The 737-nt window shown below is 49.4% G+C and carries 4 tRNA genes and 1 rRNA gene; all 5 read left to right on the forward strand.

What is annotated here, in order from left to right:
- Nucleotides 1-123: 123 nt before the first annotated feature.
- The 5 genes from rrf to JCM16418_RS23390 all read left to right on the forward strand — a co-directional run bounded on the left by rrf (nt 124) and on the right by JCM16418_RS23390 (nt 660).
- Nucleotides 124-239, forward strand: a 5S ribosomal RNA gene (gene rrf, locus JCM16418_RS23370).
- A 74-nt stretch (nt 240-313) separates the two neighbouring features.
- Nucleotides 314-389: transfer RNA gene (locus tag JCM16418_RS23375), tRNA-Asn, on the forward strand.
- Nucleotides 390-393: 4 nt separating this feature from the next.
- A tRNA-Glu gene (locus JCM16418_RS23380) sits at nt 394-468 on the forward strand.
- A gap of 18 nt (nt 469-486) precedes the next feature.
- A tRNA-Val gene (locus tag JCM16418_RS23385) sits at nt 487-562 on the forward strand.
- 21 nt (nt 563-583) lie between these two features.
- Nucleotides 584-660, forward strand: a tRNA-Met gene (locus JCM16418_RS23390).
- The last annotated feature ends 77 nt before the right edge of the window (nt 661-737 follow it).

Raw genomic sequence — 737 nt, forward strand, 5'->3', positions numbered from 1 at the left:
AATAAGCTGCAAGTCCTTTGTAAGGATGGATATTTTCTTGTAGCGATAACCGTTGAAGAAATTTATTCACACTTATGTGATGAACCAAATTTCTCACGATCGCATTTGTTTCACAAATGCATGTTTGGTGGCGATAGCGGAGGGGTTCCACACGTACCCATCCCGAACACGACCGTTAAGCCTCCAGCGCCGATGGTACTTGGACCGAAGGGTCCTGGGAGAGTAGGACGTTGCCAAGCAAAACTGTAAGGTGATCATATGTACTATGTATTGATCATCTTACAACCTGCGTTTGCATTGCAAACGCTTATATTCCCTGATAGCTCAGTTGGTAGAGCACTCGACTGTTAATCGAGTTGTCACAGGTTCGAGTCCTGTTCGGGGAGCCATTATGGCCCGTTGGTCAAGGGGTTAAGACACCTCCCTTTCACGGAGGTAACATGGGTTCGAATCCCATACGGGTCACCAATTTATATTTAGTTTTTCGGAGGCTTAGCTCAGCTGGGAGAGCATCTGCCTTACAAGCAGAGGGTCGGGGGTTCGATCCCCTCAGCCTCCACCATCTATAATTACAAACTTATGACGCGGGGTGGAGCAGCCCGGTAGCTCGTCGGGCTCATAACCCGAAGGCCGCAGGTTCAAATCCTGCCCCCGCAACCAATTTAATATAATGAGTATTGCTTAATGACGCGGGGTGGAGCAGCCCGGTAGCTCGTCGGGCTCATAACCCGAAGGTC

It is taken from the genome of Paenibacillus pini JCM 16418 (genome assembly GCF_000576305.1).
Lineage (GTDB): Bacteria > Bacillota > Bacilli > Paenibacillales > Paenibacillaceae > Paenibacillus_AQ > Paenibacillus_AQ pini.